A 22,302-nucleotide genomic window follows, 5' to 3' on the forward strand; every position below is an offset into this window, starting at 1 on the left:
ATTGACATTCTGTTAGGCCAATTTGCGACCACATGGAGTATTAACGTTATTTACAGCCGGGGGATTGCGAACCCAGCAAAGTAAGTCACTGAGCAACCATGCACATGAGTTGCGGCCAAGAGGCTTACGGGCAGGGAAGCGGCCTTCATTCTCAAGAAGCCATGCAGTTGAGCGGGAAATAGAAGTAATGCGCTGACGTTCCTTTTCACGCACAAGGCGATCATAAGGTTCGGCATATTCGGCAAGAACAACACGGCGCTGTTCTGGGGTTGGATTGAAGTGATTCGTAATCATGCTGCCTCCACTGTTTTAATGCTTTGTGAGGCTATTATTCTTAATCGGAAAGGATTATATAATTGGTTTTAAATAAATTATTAATATTTCTAAATATCATGATTATTGCATTGTGATTCTATCCAAATAAAGCACGCTGTGCTTAACGCATGTTCTTTGATGAAAATATCCACATTGGATATAAGGTGCATTTTTATATGTCTTATTTACCAATGTGGAGTGATAACCAACGCTCAAAACATCATTTCATTGCGGATCTAACATCATCAATAGTTACAGCTTCTTTAAGTACAGCGCTGCTAATGACTGCTGTTATATTATACAAATTGGTGCCAAATTGTTTTTTAAAATATCTAGACAGACTTCTAATAAAAAATAATCTCCTTGGATTGGTTTTTCTTTTAAGAATAGGATTAATATCAGGAATCATATCTTTATTCGCAAATGACTCTAAAAGTGAAGGTAATTTAGCTTGCGAATATCCAACCAATGAAAAAAAAGCATGCTCAACATCTAGATCTTTGTTTTCTGATTTAGAACTGTCTAAGTATTTTCTGGTTAAATACTTAAGACCATTATGATAATGATTATCAAGTAGTTTATCATCAATAAATGTACTTATCGCCTTATCAAAAGGAGTGCCATTTACTTCACTACTTAATTCAGTAGCCAATTTTCTTATTCTACTTATTTTTTCTTTCTGCTCTGTTGGCGTTAAGGACTCCCATCCATTAGGGCCTTTTGAGGCTTCCGACACCATAATTGAAAAAGTTAATAACTTAATATCTGTATTTTCATATTTTAAAAATCGTTTTACCAATGCGTTAGATATATGCCTAACACTATCATCAAATATTAATAAACCAATAACATCTCTCGTGGTAATCGAACCGCTGCCAGTGCTAATGTCGAGTGCGTAGTCTGACTCATAGAAATCTATTAATAATTTCGGTGTGTTTTCTGGATATGCATTGCTCATTTTTCACCAACCTTTAAAATAACAACGTTTTTATGATTACCGGCCAGCACATCTAGCCGCTCAATCCACTTGTTCAGTGCGTCCAGTTTCTCAGGTAAATACTGACTGCGGTTGTACACTGCCATAACGCCACCAAGCGAGTGACCGAGCAGCAATTCCACAATATGGGGAGGAATACCCAAATCATTCATACCGGTGGAGAAGGTGCGGCGCAGGTCATGCAAGCGCCATCGTTCTGAATGGCCCAGTCGCTCACAAATACGGCCTCCAGTAGAGCTGACGGCAGTATTCTCTTTTAACTCTCCGAGTAAATAACCTGATTTTTTATTCTCTTCCGTCAGTCTTTTAATAAGCGGATAGATATTCTCAGGGATTGGCCTGATTATCTTCTCACTTGTCTTGCTGTGTGCTTCGGGGACTGTCCATATTTTATCTTTTAAGTCCCATTCACTACATTTAGATAATCTAACTTCAACTGTACGCGCCCCAAAAACCGTTAATAGATAAAACATGTTTTGGTAATATGGCGAAAAGAAATTACTTTTTATTGCCACCAGCAGATCAGTTAACTCTTTATTGGATAATACTCTCTTCCGTTTATTTATTTTTACGCCAATATCTTGCATGGTTAACCCGTCAAGCGCGTGGCAAACAGCATAACGGCGAATGCGGCAAAACTTAAAAGCCTGTTGAGACATTTGTAAAATCATTCCAGCAACACTGGGAGCTTTTTTCTTTATCCGGGCAAGGCATTTTAACCAATAATGGGTTTCGCAATCAGCAATAGCCATTTCGCCAATATATGGAAAAACATGAAGATCGAATCTTTCTCTATATCGAGTGGCGTTAACAAGATTACCGTCAACATATTCAGTTAACCAATATTCTAACGCATCCTTGACGGTTACAGGCTTGAGTGTGGACTCTCTATCAAGTTTGAGCATACGTTGCGGATCACGCCCCTCAGCCAGCCACTTACGGCACTGGTCACGCAGTTCTCGCGCTTTGGCGAGGGTCAGATCTGGATATTTACCTAAAGTCGCTAGAATCGCCTCCGCTTCACGACCACCAAGGCGATATTTATAGAGCCAGGTAACCGCACCCGCTTTTGTGACGCGCACCATTAACCCTGCACCATCTGACAACTTGATTATTTTGTCTGTGCGAACGCCAAACATTGAGCGCAATTTTCTATCTGTTAGGCGATTAATTGAGGTTGCCATAATTGGGTTGCGGTCTCTTTTTCTGTTACCCCACCGATTACCCCACAGTTTGCCGCATAAATGCGCAAACGTCAAAAAGCACTGGAACAATATACAGTTAGTTTTTTAGTTAACCATTTGATTTTAATGTTTTTTGTGAAAACACGCGACAGCACAAAAACACCATGTCAAAATAATGGCGATAACTTAACATTTTATTTTAACCAATTGATATTCTAATTTAAATCAAGGATTTAGCGAGAATATATGCTGTAGATTGTGGCAGTGCTTTTTATCTGTGGATGCGACAAACACCCGGGTGAGAAACCGCAGCCAGCACATTATGGCAACTAGTATAAACTGTCTGGTGGATAAAAACTGAATTGCATTAATCTGTGATGAATACCTGATCTGACCTCAATGGATATAATAATGACTAACAAGATAATTGCTGAGCACTACCCAGACGCTTTGCTCTGGTCCTTTGGCGATAGTTCTGAGATGGCAGATGAATTGGCGCAATTGGTCATCAACGGCGCTAAAACAGCGACTTGTTGCTCCTATCGTGCTTATAAATCAGAAGCTTCGCCCAGTGTTGGTGATTACAATGTCATTCTCGATGGCCGAGGCACACCGGTTTGCGTCATTAGAACCATGAGCTTAACGCTGGTCCGCTATTGTGATGTCACCGCAGAAATGGCGGCCAAAGAGGGGGAGGGAGATAAAAGCTTGGCTTATTGGCAGACCGGGCATCGGGCCTTCTTTGAGCGGGAGGGTGATTTCTCCCCTGAGATGCTATTGGTCTTTGAGCAATTTAAGCTGGTTGAGGTTTTTGCTACACCCGCAGTGCGAGCTTGATTGCCAAAATCGGTGGGTAATCAATAGTCGTCAGGCCGCCAGCCATTGATTTTCATGTTGATAGACCTCATGTTAATCATACATAGATAATTTATAAGTCGTCGTTGTATTCACCATCGCGGCGGTATTGAAAACGATCATTGATATTCAAAAGAATCATTGATATCCAAAACTATAATCAGGACTGCCCTATGACAAATCCGCTGTTGACCCCGTTCTCCCTGCCGCCATTTTCTGCGATTCGCCCCGAAGATATCGTGCCTGCGGTGAAATCCGCACTGGATGAATGTCGTCAAGCGGTGGAGCGGGTAGTTGCCCAGCCAGGACCTTTCACCTGGGATAACCTGTGTCAGCCATTGGCTGAGTCTGACGATCGCTTATCGCGTATCTGGTCGCCGGTCGGGCATTTAAATTCGGTCAAAAATAGCCCGGAACTGCGCACTGCATATGAACAAAGCCTGCCATTGCTGTCGGAATACGGTACTTGGGTGGGTCAACATAAAGGTTTGTATCAGGCCTATGTCAGTCTGAAAGAAGGCCCGGGGTTTGATGCATTGACAGCCCCACAGCGCAAAGCAGTAGAGAATGCGCTGCGCGATTTCCAGTTATCCGGTATCGGTTTGCAACCCGATCAGCAGAAACGTTATGGCGAAATTGTCGCCCGCTTGTCTGAGCTAGGCTCCACTTACAGCAATAACGTGCTTGATGCCACCATGGGCTGGAGCAAGTTAATTACTGATGTTAACCAATTGCAAGGCTTGCCAGAAAGTGCCCTGGCTGCGGCTAAAGCTATGGCTGAAGCCAAAGAGCAGGATGGTTGGTTGCTGACACTGGATATGCCAAGTTATCTGCCGGTTCTGACCTATGCTGATAACGCTAAATTGCGCGAAGAGATGTATCGCGCCTTTGCTACCCGTGCCTCTGATCAGGGGCCAAATGCCGGTAAGTGGGATAACAGTGAAATCATGGCGGAAATTCTGACATTGCGCCATGAATTGGCACAACTGTTAGGTTTTGGCAGCTATGCCGATAAATCGCTGGCGACCAAAATGGCAGAAAGCCCGCAACAGGTGCTTGGTTTCCTGAACGATTTGGCGAAACGCGCCCGTCCGCAGGCTGAAGAAGAGCTGGCACAATTACGTGCTTTTGCTGAAAAACACTACGGCGTCAATGAGTTGGCTGCCTGGGATATCACCTATTATTCAGAGAAGCAGAAGCAGCATCTGTTCTCCATCAGTGACGAGCAATTGCGACCTTACTTCCCGGAACAGCGGGTGGTGGAAGGGTTATTCGAAGTCGTTAAACGTATTTACGGTATTAGCGCCAAAGAGCGCCGAGATGTGGATACCTGGCATCCAGATGTGCGTTTCTTCGAACTCTTTGATGCCAGCGGTGAACTGCGCGGCAGCTTCTATCTTGACTTGTATGCCCGTGAGCACAAACGTGGCGGTGCCTGGATGGATGATTGTGTCGGTAGCCTGCGTCTGGCGAACGGTCAATTACAAAAACCGGTGGCTTATCTGACCTGTAACTTTAACGGGCCAGTCGGCGGTAAACCGGCGCTGTTCACCCATAACGAAGTCACCACCTTGTTCCATGAGTTCGGCCATGGCCTGCATCACATGCTGACCAAAATTGATACTGCCGGCGTCTCGGGCATCAATGGTGTCCCTTGGGATGCGGTCGAATTGCCGAGCCAATTTATGGAAAACTGGTGCTGGGAGCCACAGGCGCTAGCGTTTATTTCCGGCCATTACCAGACGCACGAGCCATTACCGCAAGAGATGTTGGATAAACTGCTGGCGGCCAAAAACTATCAGGCGGCGCTATTTATTCTGCGTCAATTAGAGTTCGGCCTGTTCGATTTCCGCATGCATTATGAGTTCGATCCACTGACCGGTGCACAGATCCTGCCGATCCTGTATGAAGTGAAAAAGCAGGTGGCAGTGGTACCGTCACCGACATGGGGCCGCTTCCCACATGCTTTTAGCCATATCTTTGCCGGTGGCTATGCAGCGGGTTACTACAGCTATTTGTGGGCAGAAGTGCTCTCGGCAGATGCATTCTCGCGTTTCGAAGAAGAGGGGATTTTCAATGCTGCCACCGGGCAGTCCTTCCTCGATAATATTCTGTCCCGCGGTGGCTCTGAAGAGCCGATGACGCTGTTCAAGCGCTTCCGTGGCCGTGAACCGCAGTTGGATGCTATGCTGCGCCATTACGGTATTAAGGGCTAGAACGTGTCACAAGTCAGTATCTGTTTATTGTCTGAAGCAGGCGCCGCCCCCGGCGCCTTGTCTATTTTGGCTGAGCGTTGGGGTTTGGTGTCTGACGAGCAGGCCATTATGGCGCTGGTGTTGACACCTGAGCGCCTTGAATTGCGCAAGAGGGATGAGCCGAAGCTCGGTGGCATTTATGTCGATTTTGTCTCCGGTACGTTGGCGCACCGCCGCAAGTTCGGTGGTGGGCGAGGGGAAGCGGTAGCTAAAGCCGTCGGTGTCAAAAAGGGTTATCTTCCCCGCGTGGTCGATGCTACCGCAGGCTTAGGGCGGGATGCGTTTGTTTTGGCGGCGCTGGGTTGCCAGGTGCAAATGCTGGAGCGCAATCCAGTGGTGGCAGCATTGCTTGATGATGGTTTGTGTCGCGGTTATCAGGATGCTGAGATTGGTCCGTGGCTGCGCGAACGGTTGACGCTGTTGCACGCCTCCAGCCTGATAGCACTGGCAGATATTGAACCCCGGCCAGAAGTGGTTTATCTCGATCCGATGTACCCGCACCGGCAGAAAAGTGCGCTGGTTAAAAAGGAGATGCGGGTGTTCCAATCGCTGGTGGGTGCGGATGAAGATGCCGATGGTTTATTGGCGCCGGCCCGCGCGTTAGCTACCAAACGGGTGGTGGTGAAGCGGCCAGATTATGCCGAACCGTTGGCAGGAATAGCTGCGTCAGCGGCTGTAACCACTAAAAGTCATCGTTTTGACCTCTATATGCCACTTCCTTGATGCTATTACAGTGTCAGTTGGCCCTGTGGCGGTAACGCCAATGACTTTGGGTATATTGCTTGGGGATTATGAGCCTCTAATGAGGCTCACCCGACGGGCCAGCGCAAGCGCTGTTCAACATGGTTTACAACCAAGTTGTCACTCAATTGCCGCCTTCCTGCAACTCGAATTATTTAGGGTATAAAGCGTTATGAAATAAGCTGTGGGCTGACAATAAAATCATTGTGAGTGAATTGATGTTTGCCGATAAATCTTATCATCATATCGACTTTGCTTATTTTTGGATCGAAATCAATCATCAGATAGGTAATATTAGCGACATCATCATATTTCTGCATTAATTCTGTTTGACCATTCGCGCTGAATTGATTGACCATAACAATATTATTATTATGGCCAGCCATAATGAATGATAAATCAATTTTATCTTCACCAGATGTAAAGTCGATGATGGTATCGGTATATTTCTTGGTGGAATCTCTGCTATTACGGTATTGGAAAATATCACACCCCTCTCCCCCTTTCATCCGGTCAGCGCCGCGCCCGCCGAATAGCCGGTCATTGCCATTGCCACCGCTGAGCCGGTCATTACCCGCGCCGCCGGATAAGAAGTCATCACCCTTACCACCGGATAGCCGGTCATTGCCACGGCCCCCGAATAGCCTATCATTTCCCACCCGGCCCCTTAATTTGTCATCACCACCCCCTCCTTTCAGGGTGTTATTTGATCGGTTACCGTTGATTTCATCATCACCGCTACCGCCGATGGCATTTTCAATCACGACTTTATCTGCAATTGAGACATTGCCTCTCAAGCCGCCAATATCAGAGAAGCCACGCTTAGTCAGCGTGATTCTTTGGTCTTGATGATAACCTGAGAAATCAAACGTATCGGTACCACCGGCATCCCACACGCAGAATATCAACTTGTCGCTAGCGTGGGTTGCAGTAAAGTAATCCCTATTACTATTGGAATTGAAACCATAAGTCGTATCACCGGTTCGGCTACGGCTATTGGCACCGTAAAGGTATTGAAGTGCTAAAATATCATAGAGTTGCGGTGTTGATGCAAAGTTACCCCCGTAGATTGCTCCTGAGTTGAACTCAGATAAATAGCTCATTACGCTGGTTTGTTGTGTTAAGCCTACAGTGTCATGTGTATGTTCCAAGCCGAGTGCATGGCCGAGTTCATGCATAAACACCCGACCACCATAGTTTGATGGTGTGGGGGCTAGATTCTCGTCTATCTTCGCATTAATAAATATTGGACTGAGGCTACTAGAATTTGGGGAATAGGCATAACCGCCAATTGCCCCCTCAAGTGACACATTGGCAATGGGGATGTTAGCTATAACATCATCTTTAGCCTCACTAAATTTAATATTCGCCACATCAGCAATGGCGAGCATAGCCGTTCTTACCTGGTGAATTTGGGCTTCATTAAGGGGATCGGCCGGAGCACCCTCAACTGATTTATAATAATGGTAACCTATTGGTATTTGTTGGCTAAATGAATAAGTGATAATACTTACTCCATTCTTATCTTTATTTTGCCATTTGTTTCTGCTGGTTATCGCTAATAGATTAATCGCCTTTGATTTATTAATGTCAATACTATTATTAATATCTACAGCTCTGACGTTATTTTTAGTCTGTTCCCTGAGCATTATTATTCCTCATAATTTAAATGATTTACTTTGCTATCGACTCATGCACCGGAAGCATGTTACTGACATCGATAATATTTAAAATAAGCACGTTCTTAAAAAGAACTAAGGATTTTATATATTACTCTGCGGGATATATGATTTTTAAATCTATGAGGATAAAGTTCCCATATTCTTCGGGTATTATTACCTCAAAGAATATGGGAATAGCGTCTTACTTACAACACACCTTGGGCCAGCATTGCGTCTGCCACTTTAACAAAGGCCGCAATATTCGCGCCGTGTACATAGTGGGTTTGCTTGCCTTCGCCACCGTATTCAACACAAGATTGATGAATATCGAGCATGATGTGATGCAAACGGACATCAACTTTCTCAGCCTTCCAGCTCAGGCGGGCCGCGTTCTGCGCCATTTCCAGACCTGATGTGGCAACACCACCGGCATTGGCGGCTTTACCCGGTGCAAACAGCACCCCTGCATCAAGGAAAGCATCAGTTGCCTGAATAGTCGTAGGCATATTAGCGCCTTCGGCAACGGCTTTAACCCCGTTGGCAATCAGTTGACGTGCCGCTGGCAGGTCCAGTTCGTTCTGCGTCGCACATGGCAGCGCGATATCAACCGGTACACTCCATGGCTGCTGATCGGCTAAATAGACCAGATTACGTTCACGGGCATAATCTTCAATACGACCATAACGATTGTTCTTAATCTCAGCCAGATGAGCCAGTTTTTCTGGGGTAAAGCCTGTTTCATCAACCACCGTACCACCTGAGTCAGAAGCGGTAATCACTTTGGCACCCAGCGCCATGGCTTTTTCAATAGTGTATTGTGCGACGTTTCCGGCACCGGAAACCGAGACTTTTCGACCTTCAAAACCTAAGCCGTGACGTTTTAACATGGCGTCGGTGAAATAGACCAAGCCATAACCGGTGGCTTCCGGGCGAATCAGACTACCGCCGAAGGAGAGACCTTTGCCGGTGAAGACACAAGCGGTGTTATTCGACAGTTTTTTCATCATGCCAGACATAAACGCCACTTCACGGCCACCAACACCAATATCACCCGCCGGAACATCGGTATCCGGGCCGAGATGACGATACAGTTCCATCATCAGTGCCTGGCAAAAACGCATCACTTCAGCCTGACTTTTTCCTTTAGGATTAAAATCAGAACCGCCTTTGCCGCCCCCCATAGGCAGGGTTGTCAGGGCATTTTTAAAGGTCTGTTCAAAACCAAGGAACTTCAGAATCGATAAGTTTACTGATGGGTGGAAACGCATCCCGCCCTTATAAGGACCAATCGCCGAGTTAAACTGAACACGCCAGGCGCGGTTAACCTGAACTTTACCTTGGTCATCAGTCCAGGCAACGCGGAATTGAATAACACGTTCTGGCTCGACTAAGCGCTCCAGTAGGCTTTGTTCACGGTAATGTGGGTTTTGCTCCAGAAAGGGCCAAAGTGACGTGAAGACTTCACGTACTGCTTGGAGATATTCTGGTTGGTTGGCATCACGTTGTTGTAAAGATTCTAAAAACGACTCCAGAGAGGTTAAACCATTCATCACTAATAATTCCTTGTACCAATTAAGACTCTCCCTACACCTTTTTGCGAACTATTATTATTATCCAAATAGTGAGGAGACGATGTTGTGCATCTTCGACTATATCACTGGTTTATATTCATACAGCAAGGGATTTTGACAAAAACTTAGCAGGGTTATCAATGAGTGGCTATCGGGGCTTGGCGGGGGTTGTTGATTAAAAACGCCCGCAAAAGGCGGGCGTTAAAGCTAAACAGGATGACTCTCGCGAAACTTATTCGTCTTCGGCGTCGTCATCGCGCAGTGGCACGATAAGCATATCGACATGTACGGTATTGATCAGTTGGCGTGCTGAAGACATCAATTTGCTCCAGAAATCCTGATGATGGCCGCATAATACCAAGTCCATATCATATTTCTTAATGGCATCAACCAGTACCTGGCCCAAATCGCCGCTACCGCTGAGGGTTTGCTCAATTGGGTAGCCCGCATTTTGCGAAAGCTCAGTTAATGCATTATGGGTTTCTTCAGAGATACGTTTTTGCATATCGCCAAGATTAACGTCGATCAGACCGGTATAGAGGTCTGAGTAGTTAACATCAACATGGATCAGGGAAACTTTGGCATTGTACGGTCTGGCCATGGAGACCGCCTTTTCCACCAATACCTTACTTTCTGGAGATAGGTCAACCGCAATCAGAATGTGTTTGTAAGCCATAAGTAAACTCCTTCCATAATGTTAATTAATGGGTAAGCAAACATTCAACCTGTTGAACGGGTGCTAACACGGTATCTGCATACTATCATTATGACCCCTAACTGAAGTGTTTCACGGATCACAACGCACTGTTTTGATGATGATCACTAAAGCATTCGTATGTCATTTTGCACCAAATTGCACCAATAAGTGATGAGATTCGTCGGTTAATTGCCTTGGCGCACGGTGAGAATACTTGAATTTAAAGCAGATCATTATCTTAAGTATAGCGCTGATAAATCATCATGATTAACGGAATTTCATATTTGTGATGCAAATATAATTTACAAAAAACAGCGGCCAAATTTATCTAATTCAGTTAAGAAAGATTAATATTTAAGCTTAATTTGTATGGATTCTGAGCATTTATCAGTGGCAGATATTCGATATAAGTTAATGCTAATCGATACTTAACAAATGCCTAAATAGGCTTAATTTAGAGATTATCAGGCTATTTTCCATTTCATTTCCTACACTGATAAAGGGAGTCCTACACGTTCGGATACTGTGTCGAACGAACAACGTATCGAGCATAGTCAGAAAGCGGACGATAGGGGGTGTTTTTTGAGGCCCTGGGGGTGTTTGTATCGGCTAGAGTGAGCGATGGCACAGAGGTTCAGGTGATTGACCCAATGTGTGAGATATCGCTGGGAGGATAATTATGATCAGTACCGTCGCGCTTTTTTGGGCTTTATGTGTGGTATGTGTGATTAATATGGCACGTTATTATTCATCTCTGCGTGCTTTGTTAGTGGTATTACGTGGCTGCGACCCGTTGCTGTATCAATATGTTGATGGTGGTGGCTTTTTTACCTCCCACGGTCAGCCGAGCAAACAAATTAGATTAGTGGGTTACATCTTCGCCCAACGTTATCTTGATCACCACGATCCTGAGTTTATTCGCCGCTGTGAGAGGCTACGTGGGCAATTTATACTGACCAGTGCATTATGTGGATTGGTAGTGGTCAGTCTGGTGGGTTTAATGTTGTGGTATTAGTATGAATTATTGGCAGAGAAGCATTTAAAAAGGCGACCTGATAAGGCCGCCTTTTTTATTTACCATAACCGTTCAATATGCTTACTGCCCGGTCTTATCACCGTGCCAGGTTGAGGCGCACTATGATAGTAATACGTTTCGCTGGGTTTAAATGAATCTTAGAGCCACCCAGTACAACCCACCGGAAAGAAGAATAGATATTGGTAAGGTTAATACCCACGCCAACATAATGTTCTTCACCGTTTTACTCTGAACACCACCGCCATCAACCAACATGGTCCCGGCAACTGCTGAAGAGAGTACTTGCGTTGTCGATACTGGCATACCGGTATAACTCGCAATACCGATGGAAACCGCCGCAGTCATCTGGGCAGAAACCCCTTGCGCGTAAGTCATGCCTTTCTTACCAATTTTCTCACCGATGGTGACTGCCACACGTTTCCAGCCAATCATGGTACCCAAAGAGAGGGCCAGAGCGACGGCAACGATGATCCAGGTCGGTGCATATTCCACAGTTTCCAACAAATCTGTACGCAGATTATTGAGGAAACGGCGGTCTTCAGCACTGGTTTCAGGCAGCTTGGCAACAGTCCCTGCGGTTTCGGCAACACACATCAGCAAGCGACGCATATGGCTGCGTTGATCAACCGTCAGGTCGTCATAGCTTTGCAGATTAGCCAGCAACGTTTGAGCATGATCAATGGCAATCATGGCGCGTGAGCTATCACAATGGAACTGTGCCGGTGTATTCGGCAATGTTTCTGGTGCAGGTACCAGCGGTTTCAGCGCGACAGCATGAGGTAACACCTCAACATGTTGCTGATAATATTGTTGCAGATGGGTCACTGCATCGCGGGTGCGGGCAATATCATAACCGGTTGCATTCATATTCACGACGAACCCAGCCGGAGCCACGCCGATTAATACCAGCATGATCAAGCCAATCCCTTTCTGACCATCGTTAGCGCCATGAGAGAAACTCACACCGATAGCCGATAGAATCAGCGCAGTACGGGTCCAGAAGGGCGGTTTACGTTTACCGTCTTTCTTTTCACGTTCAGCAGGTGTCAGGTGAATACGTTGCTGTTTCTTGGACCCGTTCCAGTAACGACGTAGCAGGAACACCATCAAACCGGCAATAACCAGACCCACAATCGGGGATAAGATTAATGACAGGAAGATTTGAATCATCTTAGGAACGTTCAGTGCATCTACAACAGATGTACTGGTCATTAATGCATTGGTTAAACCAATACCGATGATTGCACCAATTAGCGTATGAGAGCTGGAAGCCGGGATACCGAAATACCAAGTGCCCAAATTCCAGATAATCGCCGCCAGTAGCATAGAGAAGACCATAGCCAACCCATGCGCCGAACTGACGTTTAACAGCAGATCAGTAGGCAATAAGTGAACGATAGCATAAGCCACGCTCAAACCGCCCAGCATCACGCCGAGGAAGTTAAACACCCCTGCCATCACAACAGCAACCTGTGAACGCATGGCACGGGTATAGATTACGGTCGCGACCGCATTGGCTGTATCATGAAAACCATTGATGGCTTCGTAAAACAGCACGAACAACAAAGCAAGAACTAACATTAGGCCGGTATGGAAATCCAGGCCAGCGAAAAGATGTAGCATAAGCGTTACGCCAGTTTGTGGACATGAACGCGGCGCATTATCAGTGACAATGGGGGGTGGGGAAAAGGAAAATATGACCTTTTTTTGACATGACCGCAGACGAATTCGTCTTATTGAACAACATATGCATGTTATATCAGCAAGTTACTTAGTTTTACCGTATGAGACATTTTCTTACTATGGCGATATTCCTGCGAGCGACTTACAATCTCCCGCCGCCAATTTGTCGGTTGAATGCGCTAAATAATATAATAATCAGCCAAAAGCGGGCAATTTTGCAGCGATGATGATTTTACTCAGTGAGGCCCAGTGTGGAACAGTTTGATGTGGTAGTGATAGGTGCAGGTGCTGCGGGGCTATTTTGTGCCGCTCAGGCCGGACAAGCCGGATGTCGGGTGTTGTTGGTCGATAACGGCAAAAAGGCTGGGCGCAAGATACTGATGTCTGGTGGTGGCCGCTGTAATTTTACCAATCTCTTTGCAGAGCCTGCCGCGTATCTGTCACAGAATCCTCACTTCTGTAAATCTGCCTTGGCACGTTATACCCAATGGGATTTCATCGATCTGATGAATCGCTATGGCATTGCCTGGCATGAGAAAGCGCTAGGGCAGTTGTTCTGTGATGACTCTGCTCAGCAGGTGGTTGAACTATTACTGAAAGAGTGTGAGCTGGGGCAAGTCACGATTCGGTTGCGTAGCGATGTTTTGTCGATTGAAAAAAGCGACACCGGTTTCGTATTACAAATTAATGATTTGGAAGTGAGTACTAACTCACTTGTCGTCGCCTCTGGCGGACTCTCTATGCCCGGACTTGGTGCTTCACCGTTCGGCTATAAGCTGGCAGAACAGTTTGGCTTGAAAGTCCTCCCTACCCGTGCGGCGTTAGTCCCGTTCACCTTGCACAAACCGCTGCTGGAGCACCTGCAAACATTATCTGGGGTTTCCGTGCCTGCGGTGGTCACCGCCGAAAATGGCGTTAGCTTCCGTGAGAGTATTTTGTTTACTCACCGTGGGCTTTCTGGCCCAGCAATTTTACAACTTTCAAGTTATTGGCAGGCTGGTGAGTATGTGAGCATTAACTTACTTCCTGATACTGATTTAGACGATTTTCTAAACAGTGAGCGAAAAAACCACCCTAATCAGACACTAAAAAATACTCTGGCTCAACGGTTACCTAAGCGGCTGGTGGAGTGCCTTCAGACCTTGGAGCAACTGCCAGACGTTACCCTGAAGCAATTAAACGCGCCGCAGCAGGCCGCGTTAGTCGTCAATCTTCAACAATGGCGAGTGCAGCCCAATGGCACCGAGGGTTACCGTACTGCTGAGGTCACTCTTGGTGGTGTTGACACCCAAGAGCTCTCCTCTAAGACAATGGAGGCCCATAAAGTGCCTGGAATGTACTTTATTGGCGAGGTTGTTGATGTCACTGGCTGGTTGGGTGGCTATAACTTCCAATGGGCCTGGAGCTCTGCCTGGGCCTGTGCGCAGGCATTGGCGGTTATGCGGAAACAATAAAGTCTGTTCAGTGACGCTAAAATTCGAATAGACTCGCTTTTAATGACATTAAAATTTGTTTCTTAGCTTTATATCAATAAGTTGGATTTATTTTCCACCATGCTAATTTGACGTGGCTAGAACGCTGATTGCAGTATTAAAGACAATATTAATTGTTTGTAGTTAGGGTTTATGGTTAGGAAGTTGGTGTAATAAGGATCACTTCAAGTGATCCTTAACTGATTGGCATTACGCCCAATGGGGGTGTTTTTTATTGTTTCCCCCCTATATTCCCGAACAAAACTCGGAAAGGTCTACCCCGGCACAGATTAACGCCTAAATCCTCCCTCGGCCGAATCTTTTAAAAGACAATAAAACATTTAGAAAGTACCTTGATTAAGGTACTCATTATTCTGCGTTATCTATCATGAGTATCATTAATAACATCATGATAAGAATCGTTATTCACTTCTGGAGAGATTTATGAAGGCGCTTTTACTGAAACAGTTACCACGGTGTAAAGCATTACTGGCTCTGATGGTTGTTGGAGCCTGCGCTCTGCCTCTTGGCTTCCCGACGATCAGTATGGCTGCCGCACCCACGCAGCAACAGACGCAGGTTCCCGGCTACTATCGTATGGCATTAGGTGATTTTGAAGTCACAGCCATCTATGACGGTTATGTAAAGCTGGGTACCAATCTGCTGAAGGATATCAATGAGAAAGATATTCAGACGCTGCTGTCCAGCATGTTTCTTGATAGCACCAACGGGGTACAGACTGCGGTAAATGCCTTCTTGATCAATACCGGTACCAACCTAGTCTTAGTTGATGCCGGCACCGCACAATGTTTCGGGCCGACACTGGGTGCTGTGGTCGATAATATTCGTGCTGCGGGTTATCAGCCTGAGCAAATTGATACTGTATTGCTGACCCATCTACATCCCGATCATGCCTGTGGTATTAACAATCAGGGTAAAGCCGCATTCCCTAATGCTACGGTGTATGTGTCAAAAGGGGATGCCGATTTCTGGCTGAATAAAGACGTCGCCAGTAAAGCTACGCCAGAACTGCGCCCAATGTTTGAAAAATCAATGGAATCGGTTGCCCCTTATGCGGCAAACAATAAATTAAAAATTTACACTGCTGGTGACACCTTATTACCAGGCGTCAAAGTGGTGCCAACGCCGGGCCATACCCCGGGGCACACTTCATATCTTTTCACCTCAAAAGGCGACAACTTGCTGGTGTGGGGCGATATTGTACACAGTCATTCCATCCAATTTGCGCGCCCGAATGTCTCTTTAGAATTTGATACGGATAGCAAACAGGCTGTGGTCACGCGCAAAGCTATCTTTGCCACCGCCGCTAAAGACAAACTGTGGGTGGCGGGCGCTCATCTTCCGTTCCCTGGTTTGGGCCATGTCCGGGCAAATAAAGTTGGCTACACTTGGGTGCCGATAGAATACAGCCCGATGATTGAGAAGAAATAAGGTAATAACACTAAACTGACCATAGTGAAATCTATGGTCAGTTCTATTTTATCCGATCTATCATTGAGTTAGCGCGGTATGACTATCAACGCAATGCCTGAAGAATATTATAGGCAGCTTGCACACGAACAGGATTAGGGTAATTCTTGTTAGCTAACATCACTATGCCAATATTTTCCTCTGGGATGAAGACAATATAAGCCCCAAAGCCATTGGTAGCACCGGTCTTATGCACCCAGGATGCCCGTGTTGCTGGGTGTGCTGGCAGCAATTCCTCAACTTTACGCGGTTTCAACGCGATATCATTGCCACTGTCGGCGATGACCTCCTGTGGGTTGATAGGCCAGTTATACATTTCCCATCCCAACCCCTGGAACATCTCCCCCGCCTGGAAATAGCGAGACTGAGCCGCGATGATGGCTTTCTTTAACTTATCGTTTTCGGCAGGTAGGCTGTCTGGGTCCATATTGGCCTGCATATATCTCACCATATCTTTCGTGGTGGTTTTTACCCCATAAGCTTCCTCACCCAGCATGCCCAATGTAACGCGTACTGGCTGACCATCCTTATATCCCCATGCATAGCTTGACTGCATCGATTCAGGGACGGTGATAAAAGTATGTGTCAGTTTTAAGGGCTGGAATACATACTTTTTCATGTAGTTTTCGAAGGTTAATTGGCTTTTTTTCACCGCCAACGCCCCGAATAAACCAATACTGGCATTGGAGTAATTGCGCATCACTCCAGGTGCCCATTGTGGCTGCCATTGCTGATAATATTGCCATAATGATTTTTGGTCTGTAACCGAATCGGGCAGTTGAAGAGGTAGCCCCCCCGCAGTGTAGGTTGCCAGATGCAGCATTTTCACATCTTGCCACTGACTACCCGTTAGTTCAGGAGCGTATTCCGTCACTGGATCATTAAGGTTCATAATGCCGGTTTGCATGGCATATTCCCCGGCTATTCCGGTAAAGGTCTTACTTACTGAACCGAGTTCAAACAACGTATTCTCAGTGACTGGGATATCTGCTTTTATATCCGCTACGCCATAGTTAAAAAACTGTGGCTTTCCGTCATAAAATACAGCGACGGCCATGCCGGGAATATTCTGTTGTTCGATCAACGGCTTAAGGGTGTTATTGACGATAGTCGCAACCTGTTGCTCCGTAAGTATGGTTTGTGCCGAGGTATAAAATGGCGAAGTTGCGATAGCGGTAAAGACCAAGGTATTGATTACAGACTTTTTCAACATTAGAAAATCTTCCTTAGATTGATAAACAACAAGCAGTGTGTCTCCTTCTGCGTCGCTGATTTTGCGATGATTGACTATGGATAACAATCGATTATATTTAGTGTTTGATAATAGAAAATCTAACAGATAATCCTATGGTACGCAGTTATATTCCCCTAAATTCACTTCGCGCCTTCGAAGCCGCAGCCAGACAGTTAAGTTTTACTAAGGCTGCTATCGAATTAAACGTTACCCATGCAGCAATAAGCCAGCAGGTCAAAGCGCTGGAACAACGCCTCAATTGCCGTCTGTTTATTCGTATTTCACGCGGATTAGTGTTAACAACCGAAGGTGAGAATCTCCTACCGATCCTTAATGATTCCTTTGATCGTATCGCTGACACGCTAGACCGTTTTTCCGCTGGGGTAATGCGTGAGAAAGTCAGAGTAGGTGTGGTTGGGACCTTTGCAACCGGCTATCTCCTGCCGCGCCTGAGGGATTTTCAACAACGTTATCCACATGTGGATGTTTCACTTTCAACGCATAACAACCGTGTTGATGTGGTGGCTGAAGGGCTGGATTATGCTATTCGCTATGGCAATGGTGCCTGGCATGATACTGAGTCGCAATTTTTATGCGATGCGCCACTTGCTCCTCTGTGTGCTCCCTCGTTAGCGGGATGTTTACACCATCCTGATGACCTGCAAAAATTTACGCTGCTTCGTTCCTATCGTCGCGATGAGTGGTCGGCATGGTTTAGTGCGGCTGGAGGATGTGTCCCTTCACCTTCGCAGCAAATAATAGTGTTCGATTCGTCGGTGAGCATGCTGGAAGCGGCGCAGGCAGAGATAGGCATTGCGCTGGCTCCACCGTCCATGTTTACGCATCTGTTACTCAGAGAACGCATTATCCAGCCCTTTAGCACCACGATTAGCCTGGGCGGGTACTGGTTAACCCGGCTACAATCGCGCACAGAAACTGCCGCGATGCGGGATTTTTCTCTGTGGTTATTATCTGAGATGAAATCTGAACTCAGCCTTGGCAGACCACTAATTTAGCAACCACTGATTCTATTCAGAAACCAGTATACTAACGCTACATTTTGGCAGCGAAGAATATAGGTTTCTGTTATTTCCTCCCTCTAGCACAAATTTCCCTCAGTATTTGTGCCGAATTCAGTATGAATAATAAATAGACGATAACATGGCTGATATATAGAAAATTGCCACGGATAAAATACATGCATGACGGATAAAATGCCCACCTTAATGATGAGTAATAAAGGTGGGCATTTTACTTTGTTGTTTAAATAATTATTTATAGGTTACTTGAGTAATCGCGAAAGTTTTTTCTTTATTAAGATAATTAATATTCACGTTAAATAATTTACTTTTTACGTTCCACGCTGCATTTAATAATGATCTTTTAGGATAAATGCCTGCTTGTGGTTTTACAAAATCACCCGTTCGATATGTAGGTTCTACTATCACTCCAGAAAAACTAATTTGGCCGCTCGCTTGCACTATATCTGTAGTGAGTAGAATAAAAATTGTCACGATTAATTTTGATATCATTGAACACCTTCCATTATTTAGAGGATAGTCAACATCAATTTATAAAACGTTACAATTTCAATATAGGTCAAAGAGCGAAAAATTTCCACTGGCGATATAATTATATTAAAATTTATATAAAAATCTGTACGATAGCGAATCAGAGAGACTTTTTTGAATAAAAATCACAGCATGTAATGGATTTTGTAATTTAGTTAACCTATAAATTTACTGCATTATCCATAATATTAACTTTGTCATGTCTATTATTAATTGACAAGTTGGTAATATACATAATGCAAAACTAAGTTATGTATTATTTTTAATCACCACAAGGTGATTTACTTATTAGACAGTAAATCTTTTTAACTTATAATAGAGAGCGGTCAGGCTAGTTACTTGGTATTTTTTGAATATATTCATTTTATGTGCACTTATCGCGGACTTACTGACATCAAAAAGTATTGAAATTTTTTCACTCGACATGCCAATCAGTAAACACGGTAAGATCTGTTTCTCTCGCTTTGTGAGCTTTAATGATTTCGGTTTTGCTCGCGAATAAATCGTAGATGAATCACTTAATAAATAATCAGTACAATATAGACAACCGCAAAGGACAGTCTCTATCTCTGGGACGGATGTTGTTTTGCATAGGTAGACAATATCTGTTTTTTTTGAAAAGAAATAATCGTCTGACAAGCCACTTTCTTTAGAGTAAAGGATAAGACTTTTCTTCTTTATCGTCTGGTCAATCAATTTAAAAAATCGAAATTGATCAAACATAGATATATTATCGATATCAAAAATCACTACGGGATTAAAAGAATTTATAATTAGAGATTCAAATTCAGTTAAAGTGGTACACACTTTAATAGTGTCACTGATCATACCCTGACGGCTAATAATAATTGGTTCGATGATTTGTCTTAAAGCAAACCGAATTAAATCACTACCACTGTATATAATAACATCTCTCATAAATCACCTTTTACATTTAGATTATCTAACGATTAATCGAATAAACAAACAGTTAAACGCAAATCAAATATCTGGTGTGGATCAAAGAGTATGCGTTGAGACCGTCCCTGGTCTCTTTATCCATCCTGGTTTAATAGTGGTTAATCGTGAAAATAATTACCCTTTAGAACAATAAAAAATAACAGTAATGCTCAACAGCCTCAAACCACATGTGTATTAAGTTCAAGGTGATTTATCAACAGTAACTTTTACCTTACGCCATGGAAAATTCATTTCCCCATGGCGAGGCTAATAACATCATTTAACGTAAGTTATTAATAATAGTTAATCAAAAATACCACTTTCCCATCGGCTCTTCCTGGCGAGACTGTCGATGCCGTTTGATAATATCGCGCAGATAACGGTATCTTCACTGATTGTTGACTGTTGGTGAGAGATACTGTGATGTTTTTGGAAAAATCTAAAAGAGACGGTGAACTTGTCGCGCCATAACCCAATTGTATTCCGACGCCTTTTGCAGCCGAAGCATTAGAACTGTCGACAGCAAAAATACCATTACTGGAATTCAATATTGCTGTTGCCGGGGTCAATTTAACATTTAAGGTATTATTGATAGGCTGACCCACCGTCGTGCTACCTGTTCCCTCCACAATGTTGTAGGAGCTATTATTAAAATACCCATGGAAAACAGGACAATTTGTCAGGTTAATAGATGCGTCTTTCCACGGTGTTGTCGATCCAATCCCGGTAAAATATTTACTCACCTCAAAAGACCCCATCGCAACATTCACATCGGGTGTGGTGCAGGTTTGAGACACAATATTTAAGCTGCCACTAAAGCTGAGGTTATAAATCGGTATTGGTGCACTATTGGTGAGCGTCGGATCCGTCGAAAGATTTAATCTTACGCGCGGTAAATTAGCACCGTTAATCGTGCCGGGAGAAACAGGGCCAATTTTAATCAGTGAAAGTACCGCATTGATTCTTACATTAAAATTGAAGAATGACGTTCCGGAATAGGTTGTGGTATAGGCGACCGTAGGTAGCGCCTGATTGCTCAAGTCGCTCGATACAACAACCCCAATACCGGGAACCTGGGTCTGATAAACACGATTAGGGAAAGGAGAACCACTCCAACTAGCTAGAGTGGGTGTACTGGTATACTCAAGAGTTTGAGGTGCGTTAAAAGACCCCGCGCCGCAGGTAAATGCATCAGTCGCGGTACCCGGATCTCTGAAATCAAGCCGATACACTACCGTTCCATTCGGCATGTCAGGCCCTACGGTAATACTGGCGGGTGACAGAGCGGCAACAAAGGTACGCGCTGGTGTGATTTTAGTGGTGCACGTCGCCAGTGCCAATGCATATTGGCTGCAACTCAATAACGCACTTAGCAAAATTAATTTATTAAGCTTATTCATATTATTACTCGCTTTGTGATCATCGAAGCAGGTGTAAATTCCAATGTTTACTTATTAACTCATCTCACCGTGATGAAAATAAAGTGAGAATATTTGTAATCGCTTAGGTACTGTTTCTAATAATAATTAATGGTAAACGTTAGCCTTCCATCGGCTCTGCCGGGCTGTACTGTCGCACTGGTTTGGTAATACCGTGCGGATAATGGAATTTTAAACGTCGGTGTACCATCATTAGCCGGCGTAAATCTCGGGGTAGAGCCAAAATTAAATGGCACCGGTGTTTCGGTATTATTCCCCGAACCTAATTGAATCCCTACACCTTGAGCTGCGGGCATTTGTGTCGATGAGTTGACCGCCATAATGCCACTGGTAGAATTAATAATAGGGTTTGATGGTGTCAGTGAAACTGTAATGGTATTCGCTTTAGAGGCGCCAGTACCCTGAGTGCCATCGTTTGAATAAAAGAAATTTCGGCCATCCTCTTTCGTCCCATAAAAATAGGGGCAATCCGTAAATTTAATACTCGCATCTATCCACGGTGTCACACTGCCGACACTTTTAAATTCGGTATTTATATTATGACTGCCCAGTTGAACATTGATATTGCTGGGTGTTGTGCAGGTACGTGAAACTATATTGATCGAACCACCAAAGTTTGCCGTCAATATTGGCATGGTAGGTACACCCTGCACATTATAATCAACCCCAACCGTGAGGAGATTAGACCCAAGCAGAATACCGGGGGTTACCGGTCCTATCTTGACTAAAGAGATGTCGAATTCAGGTGCAAAGCTGCGAGTGACGGAACCAGGGGCAGTTCCCTGGGTTCTTAACCTCGGAAACGGAGTGCCAGAGTACCAGGCAACAAAGCCAATACCTGGAACACCGGTTTCATATATTTGCCCGGGATAAGGGTTTCCATTCCAGGATGATAATGGTCTGGGTGCCAGCCTTATCACATCATTTACAGTAAAAGTATGGCCACCATCGCAATTGATCGCAGGTTGAAACGATGGCTTGAAATATTGTCGGTACAGCACTGTACCGTCTGGCATGTCAGGGCCTACAGTAATATTGGCACCCTGAAGCTGAATGGTAGTATTTATCGCCTCCCTGCCCGTGATATAGGTGCAAGTCAATGCGTAAACTGATTTTATTGGCATCAAAACCAGACAAACCAACAGGAGCTTTTTCATGATA

The 22,302-nt window shown here is 44.7% G+C and carries 19 protein-coding genes; 7 read left to right on the forward strand and 12 right to left on the reverse strand.

Going from position 1 to position 22,302, the window contains the following annotated elements; all coding sequences use genetic code 11:
• Positions 1 to 12 precede the first annotated feature (12 nt).
• The 3 genes from V1956_RS03045 to V1956_RS03055 all read right to left on the reverse strand — a co-directional run bounded on the left by V1956_RS03045 (position 13) and on the right by V1956_RS03055 (position 2,496).
• Positions 13 to 294: a helix-turn-helix transcriptional regulator gene (locus V1956_RS03045; protein WP_145514418.1), complete on the reverse strand. Its 282-nt coding sequence runs from the start codon at positions 292 to 294 to the stop codon at positions 13 to 15.
• A 241-nt stretch (positions 295 to 535) separates the two neighbouring features.
• Complete coding sequence (locus V1956_RS03050) at positions 536 to 1,273, reverse strand: hypothetical protein (protein WP_442824796.1); 738 nt, start codon at positions 1,271 to 1,273, stop codon at positions 536 to 538.
• Positions 1,270 to 2,496, reverse strand: coding sequence for a tyrosine-type recombinase/integrase (locus V1956_RS03055; protein ID WP_442824797.1), 1,227 nt, complete (start codon positions 2,494 to 2,496; stop codon positions 1,270 to 1,272). Before V1956_RS03055 ends, V1956_RS03050 begins: the two co-directional genes overlap by 4 nt.
• A 411-nt stretch (positions 2,497 to 2,907) precedes the next feature.
• Between V1956_RS03055 and V1956_RS03060 the strand changes: the two genes are divergently transcribed.
• From V1956_RS03060 to rsmJ, 3 genes are all read left to right on the forward strand, one after another.
• Positions 2,908 to 3,333 carry an ASCH domain-containing protein gene (locus V1956_RS03060; protein ID WP_372560273.1) on the forward strand — a complete coding sequence of 142 codons (426 nt, stop codon included), beginning with the start codon at positions 2,908 to 2,910 and terminating at the stop codon, positions 3,331 to 3,333.
• A 191-nt stretch (positions 3,334 to 3,524) separates the two neighbouring features.
• Complete coding sequence (gene prlC, locus V1956_RS03065) at positions 3,525 to 5,567, forward strand: oligopeptidase A (RefSeq protein ID WP_372560274.1); 2,043 nt, start codon at positions 3,525 to 3,527, stop codon at positions 5,565 to 5,567.
• A gap of 3 nt (positions 5,568 to 5,570) precedes the next feature.
• Positions 5,571 to 6,329 carry a 16S rRNA (guanine(1516)-N(2))-methyltransferase RsmJ gene (gene rsmJ, locus V1956_RS03070; protein ID WP_372560275.1) on the forward strand — a complete coding sequence of 253 codons (759 nt, stop codon included), beginning with the start codon at positions 5,571 to 5,573 and terminating at the stop codon, positions 6,327 to 6,329.
• A gap of 188 nt (positions 6,330 to 6,517) precedes the next feature.
• Here rsmJ and V1956_RS03075 read toward each other — a convergent pair whose 3' ends face one another.
• The 3 genes from V1956_RS03075 to uspA all read right to left on the reverse strand — a co-directional run bounded on the left by V1956_RS03075 (position 6,518) and on the right by uspA (position 10,255).
• Entirely contained in the window at positions 6,518 to 7,738 is a 1,221-nt protein-coding gene (locus tag V1956_RS03075) for a M10 family metallopeptidase C-terminal domain-containing protein (protein ID WP_442824798.1), read from the reverse strand.
• 476 nt (positions 7,739 to 8,214) lie between these two features.
• Positions 8,215 to 9,558, reverse strand: a complete 1,344-nt coding sequence (gdhA, locus tag V1956_RS03080; RefSeq protein WP_372560277.1) for an NADP-specific glutamate dehydrogenase — start codon at positions 9,556 to 9,558, stop codon at positions 8,215 to 8,217.
• Positions 9,559 to 9,811: 253 nt separating this feature from the next.
• Positions 9,812 to 10,255 (reverse strand): universal stress protein UspA, encoded by a 444-nt coding sequence (gene uspA / locus V1956_RS03085; protein ID WP_083161333.1) that lies wholly within the window; start codon positions 10,253 to 10,255, stop codon positions 9,812 to 9,814.
• Positions 10,256 to 10,955: 700 nt separating this feature from the next.
• Between uspA and uspB the strand changes: the two genes are divergently transcribed.
• The gene (gene uspB, locus V1956_RS03090; RefSeq protein WP_005187112.1) at positions 10,956 to 11,291 is read left to right on the forward strand and encodes a universal stress protein UspB; all 336 of its coding nucleotides are present in this window, start codon (positions 10,956 to 10,958) and stop codon (positions 11,289 to 11,291) included.
• Between the two features lie 147 nt (positions 11,292 to 11,438).
• On the opposite strand, the gene pitA is transcribed toward uspB, so the two are convergent.
• Positions 11,439 to 12,935: an inorganic phosphate transporter PitA gene (gene pitA, locus V1956_RS03095; protein ID WP_083161331.1), complete on the reverse strand. Its 1,497-nt coding sequence runs from the start codon at positions 12,933 to 12,935 to the stop codon at positions 11,439 to 11,441.
• 311 nt (positions 12,936 to 13,246) lie between these two features.
• Between pitA and V1956_RS03100 the strand changes: the two genes are divergently transcribed.
• Complete coding sequence (locus V1956_RS03100; RefSeq protein WP_420075142.1) at positions 13,247 to 14,449, forward strand: NAD(P)/FAD-dependent oxidoreductase; 1,203 nt, start codon at positions 13,247 to 13,249, stop codon at positions 14,447 to 14,449.
• Positions 14,450 to 14,911: 462 nt separating this feature from the next.
• Positions 14,912 to 15,919, forward strand: a complete 1,008-nt coding sequence (locus V1956_RS03105; RefSeq protein ID WP_420072097.1) for an MBL fold metallo-hydrolase — start codon at positions 14,912 to 14,914, stop codon at positions 15,917 to 15,919.
• Between the two features lie 85 nt (positions 15,920 to 16,004).
• Here the strand turns inward: V1956_RS03105 and ampC are convergent, their stop codons facing one another.
• Positions 16,005 to 17,171, reverse strand: coding sequence for a class C beta-lactamase (gene ampC / locus V1956_RS03110; RefSeq protein WP_372560280.1), 1,167 nt, complete (start codon positions 17,169 to 17,171; stop codon positions 16,005 to 16,007).
• A 134-nt stretch (positions 17,172 to 17,305) separates the two neighbouring features.
• Here ampC and ampR point away from each other — a divergent pair, with 134 nt between their 5' ends.
• On the forward strand, positions 17,306 to 18,208 hold the full coding sequence (ampR, locus tag V1956_RS03115; protein ID WP_420072098.1) for a LysR family transcriptional regulator AmpR: 903 nt from the start codon (positions 17,306 to 17,308) through the stop codon (positions 18,206 to 18,208).
• 255 nt (positions 18,209 to 18,463) lie between these two features.
• Here ampR and V1956_RS03120 read toward each other — a convergent pair whose 3' ends face one another.
• The 4 genes from V1956_RS03120 to V1956_RS03135 all read right to left on the reverse strand — a co-directional run bounded on the left by V1956_RS03120 (position 18,464) and on the right by V1956_RS03135 (position 22,298).
• The gene (locus tag V1956_RS03120; protein WP_442824799.1) at positions 18,464 to 18,724 is read right to left on the reverse strand and encodes a hypothetical protein; all 261 of its coding nucleotides are present in this window, start codon (positions 18,722 to 18,724) and stop codon (positions 18,464 to 18,466) included.
• Between the two features lie 327 nt (positions 18,725 to 19,051).
• Entirely contained in the window at positions 19,052 to 19,681 is a 630-nt protein-coding gene (locus tag V1956_RS03125; protein ID WP_442824800.1) for a LuxR C-terminal-related transcriptional regulator, read from the reverse strand.
• A 314-nt stretch (positions 19,682 to 19,995) separates the two neighbouring features.
• Positions 19,996 to 21,102: a fimbrial protein gene (locus tag V1956_RS03130; RefSeq protein ID WP_420072440.1), complete on the reverse strand. Its 1,107-nt coding sequence runs from the start codon at positions 21,100 to 21,102 to the stop codon at positions 19,996 to 19,998.
• 116 nt (positions 21,103 to 21,218) lie between these two features.
• Positions 21,219 to 22,298, reverse strand: coding sequence for a fimbrial protein (locus tag V1956_RS03135; RefSeq protein ID WP_442824801.1), 1,080 nt, complete (start codon positions 22,296 to 22,298; stop codon positions 21,219 to 21,221).
• Positions 22,299 to 22,302: the final 4 nt, after the last annotated feature.

It is taken from the genome of Yersinia sp. 2540 StPb PI (genome assembly GCF_052217165.1).
Lineage (GTDB): Bacteria > Pseudomonadota > Gammaproteobacteria > Enterobacterales > Enterobacteriaceae > Yersinia > Yersinia enterocolitica_E.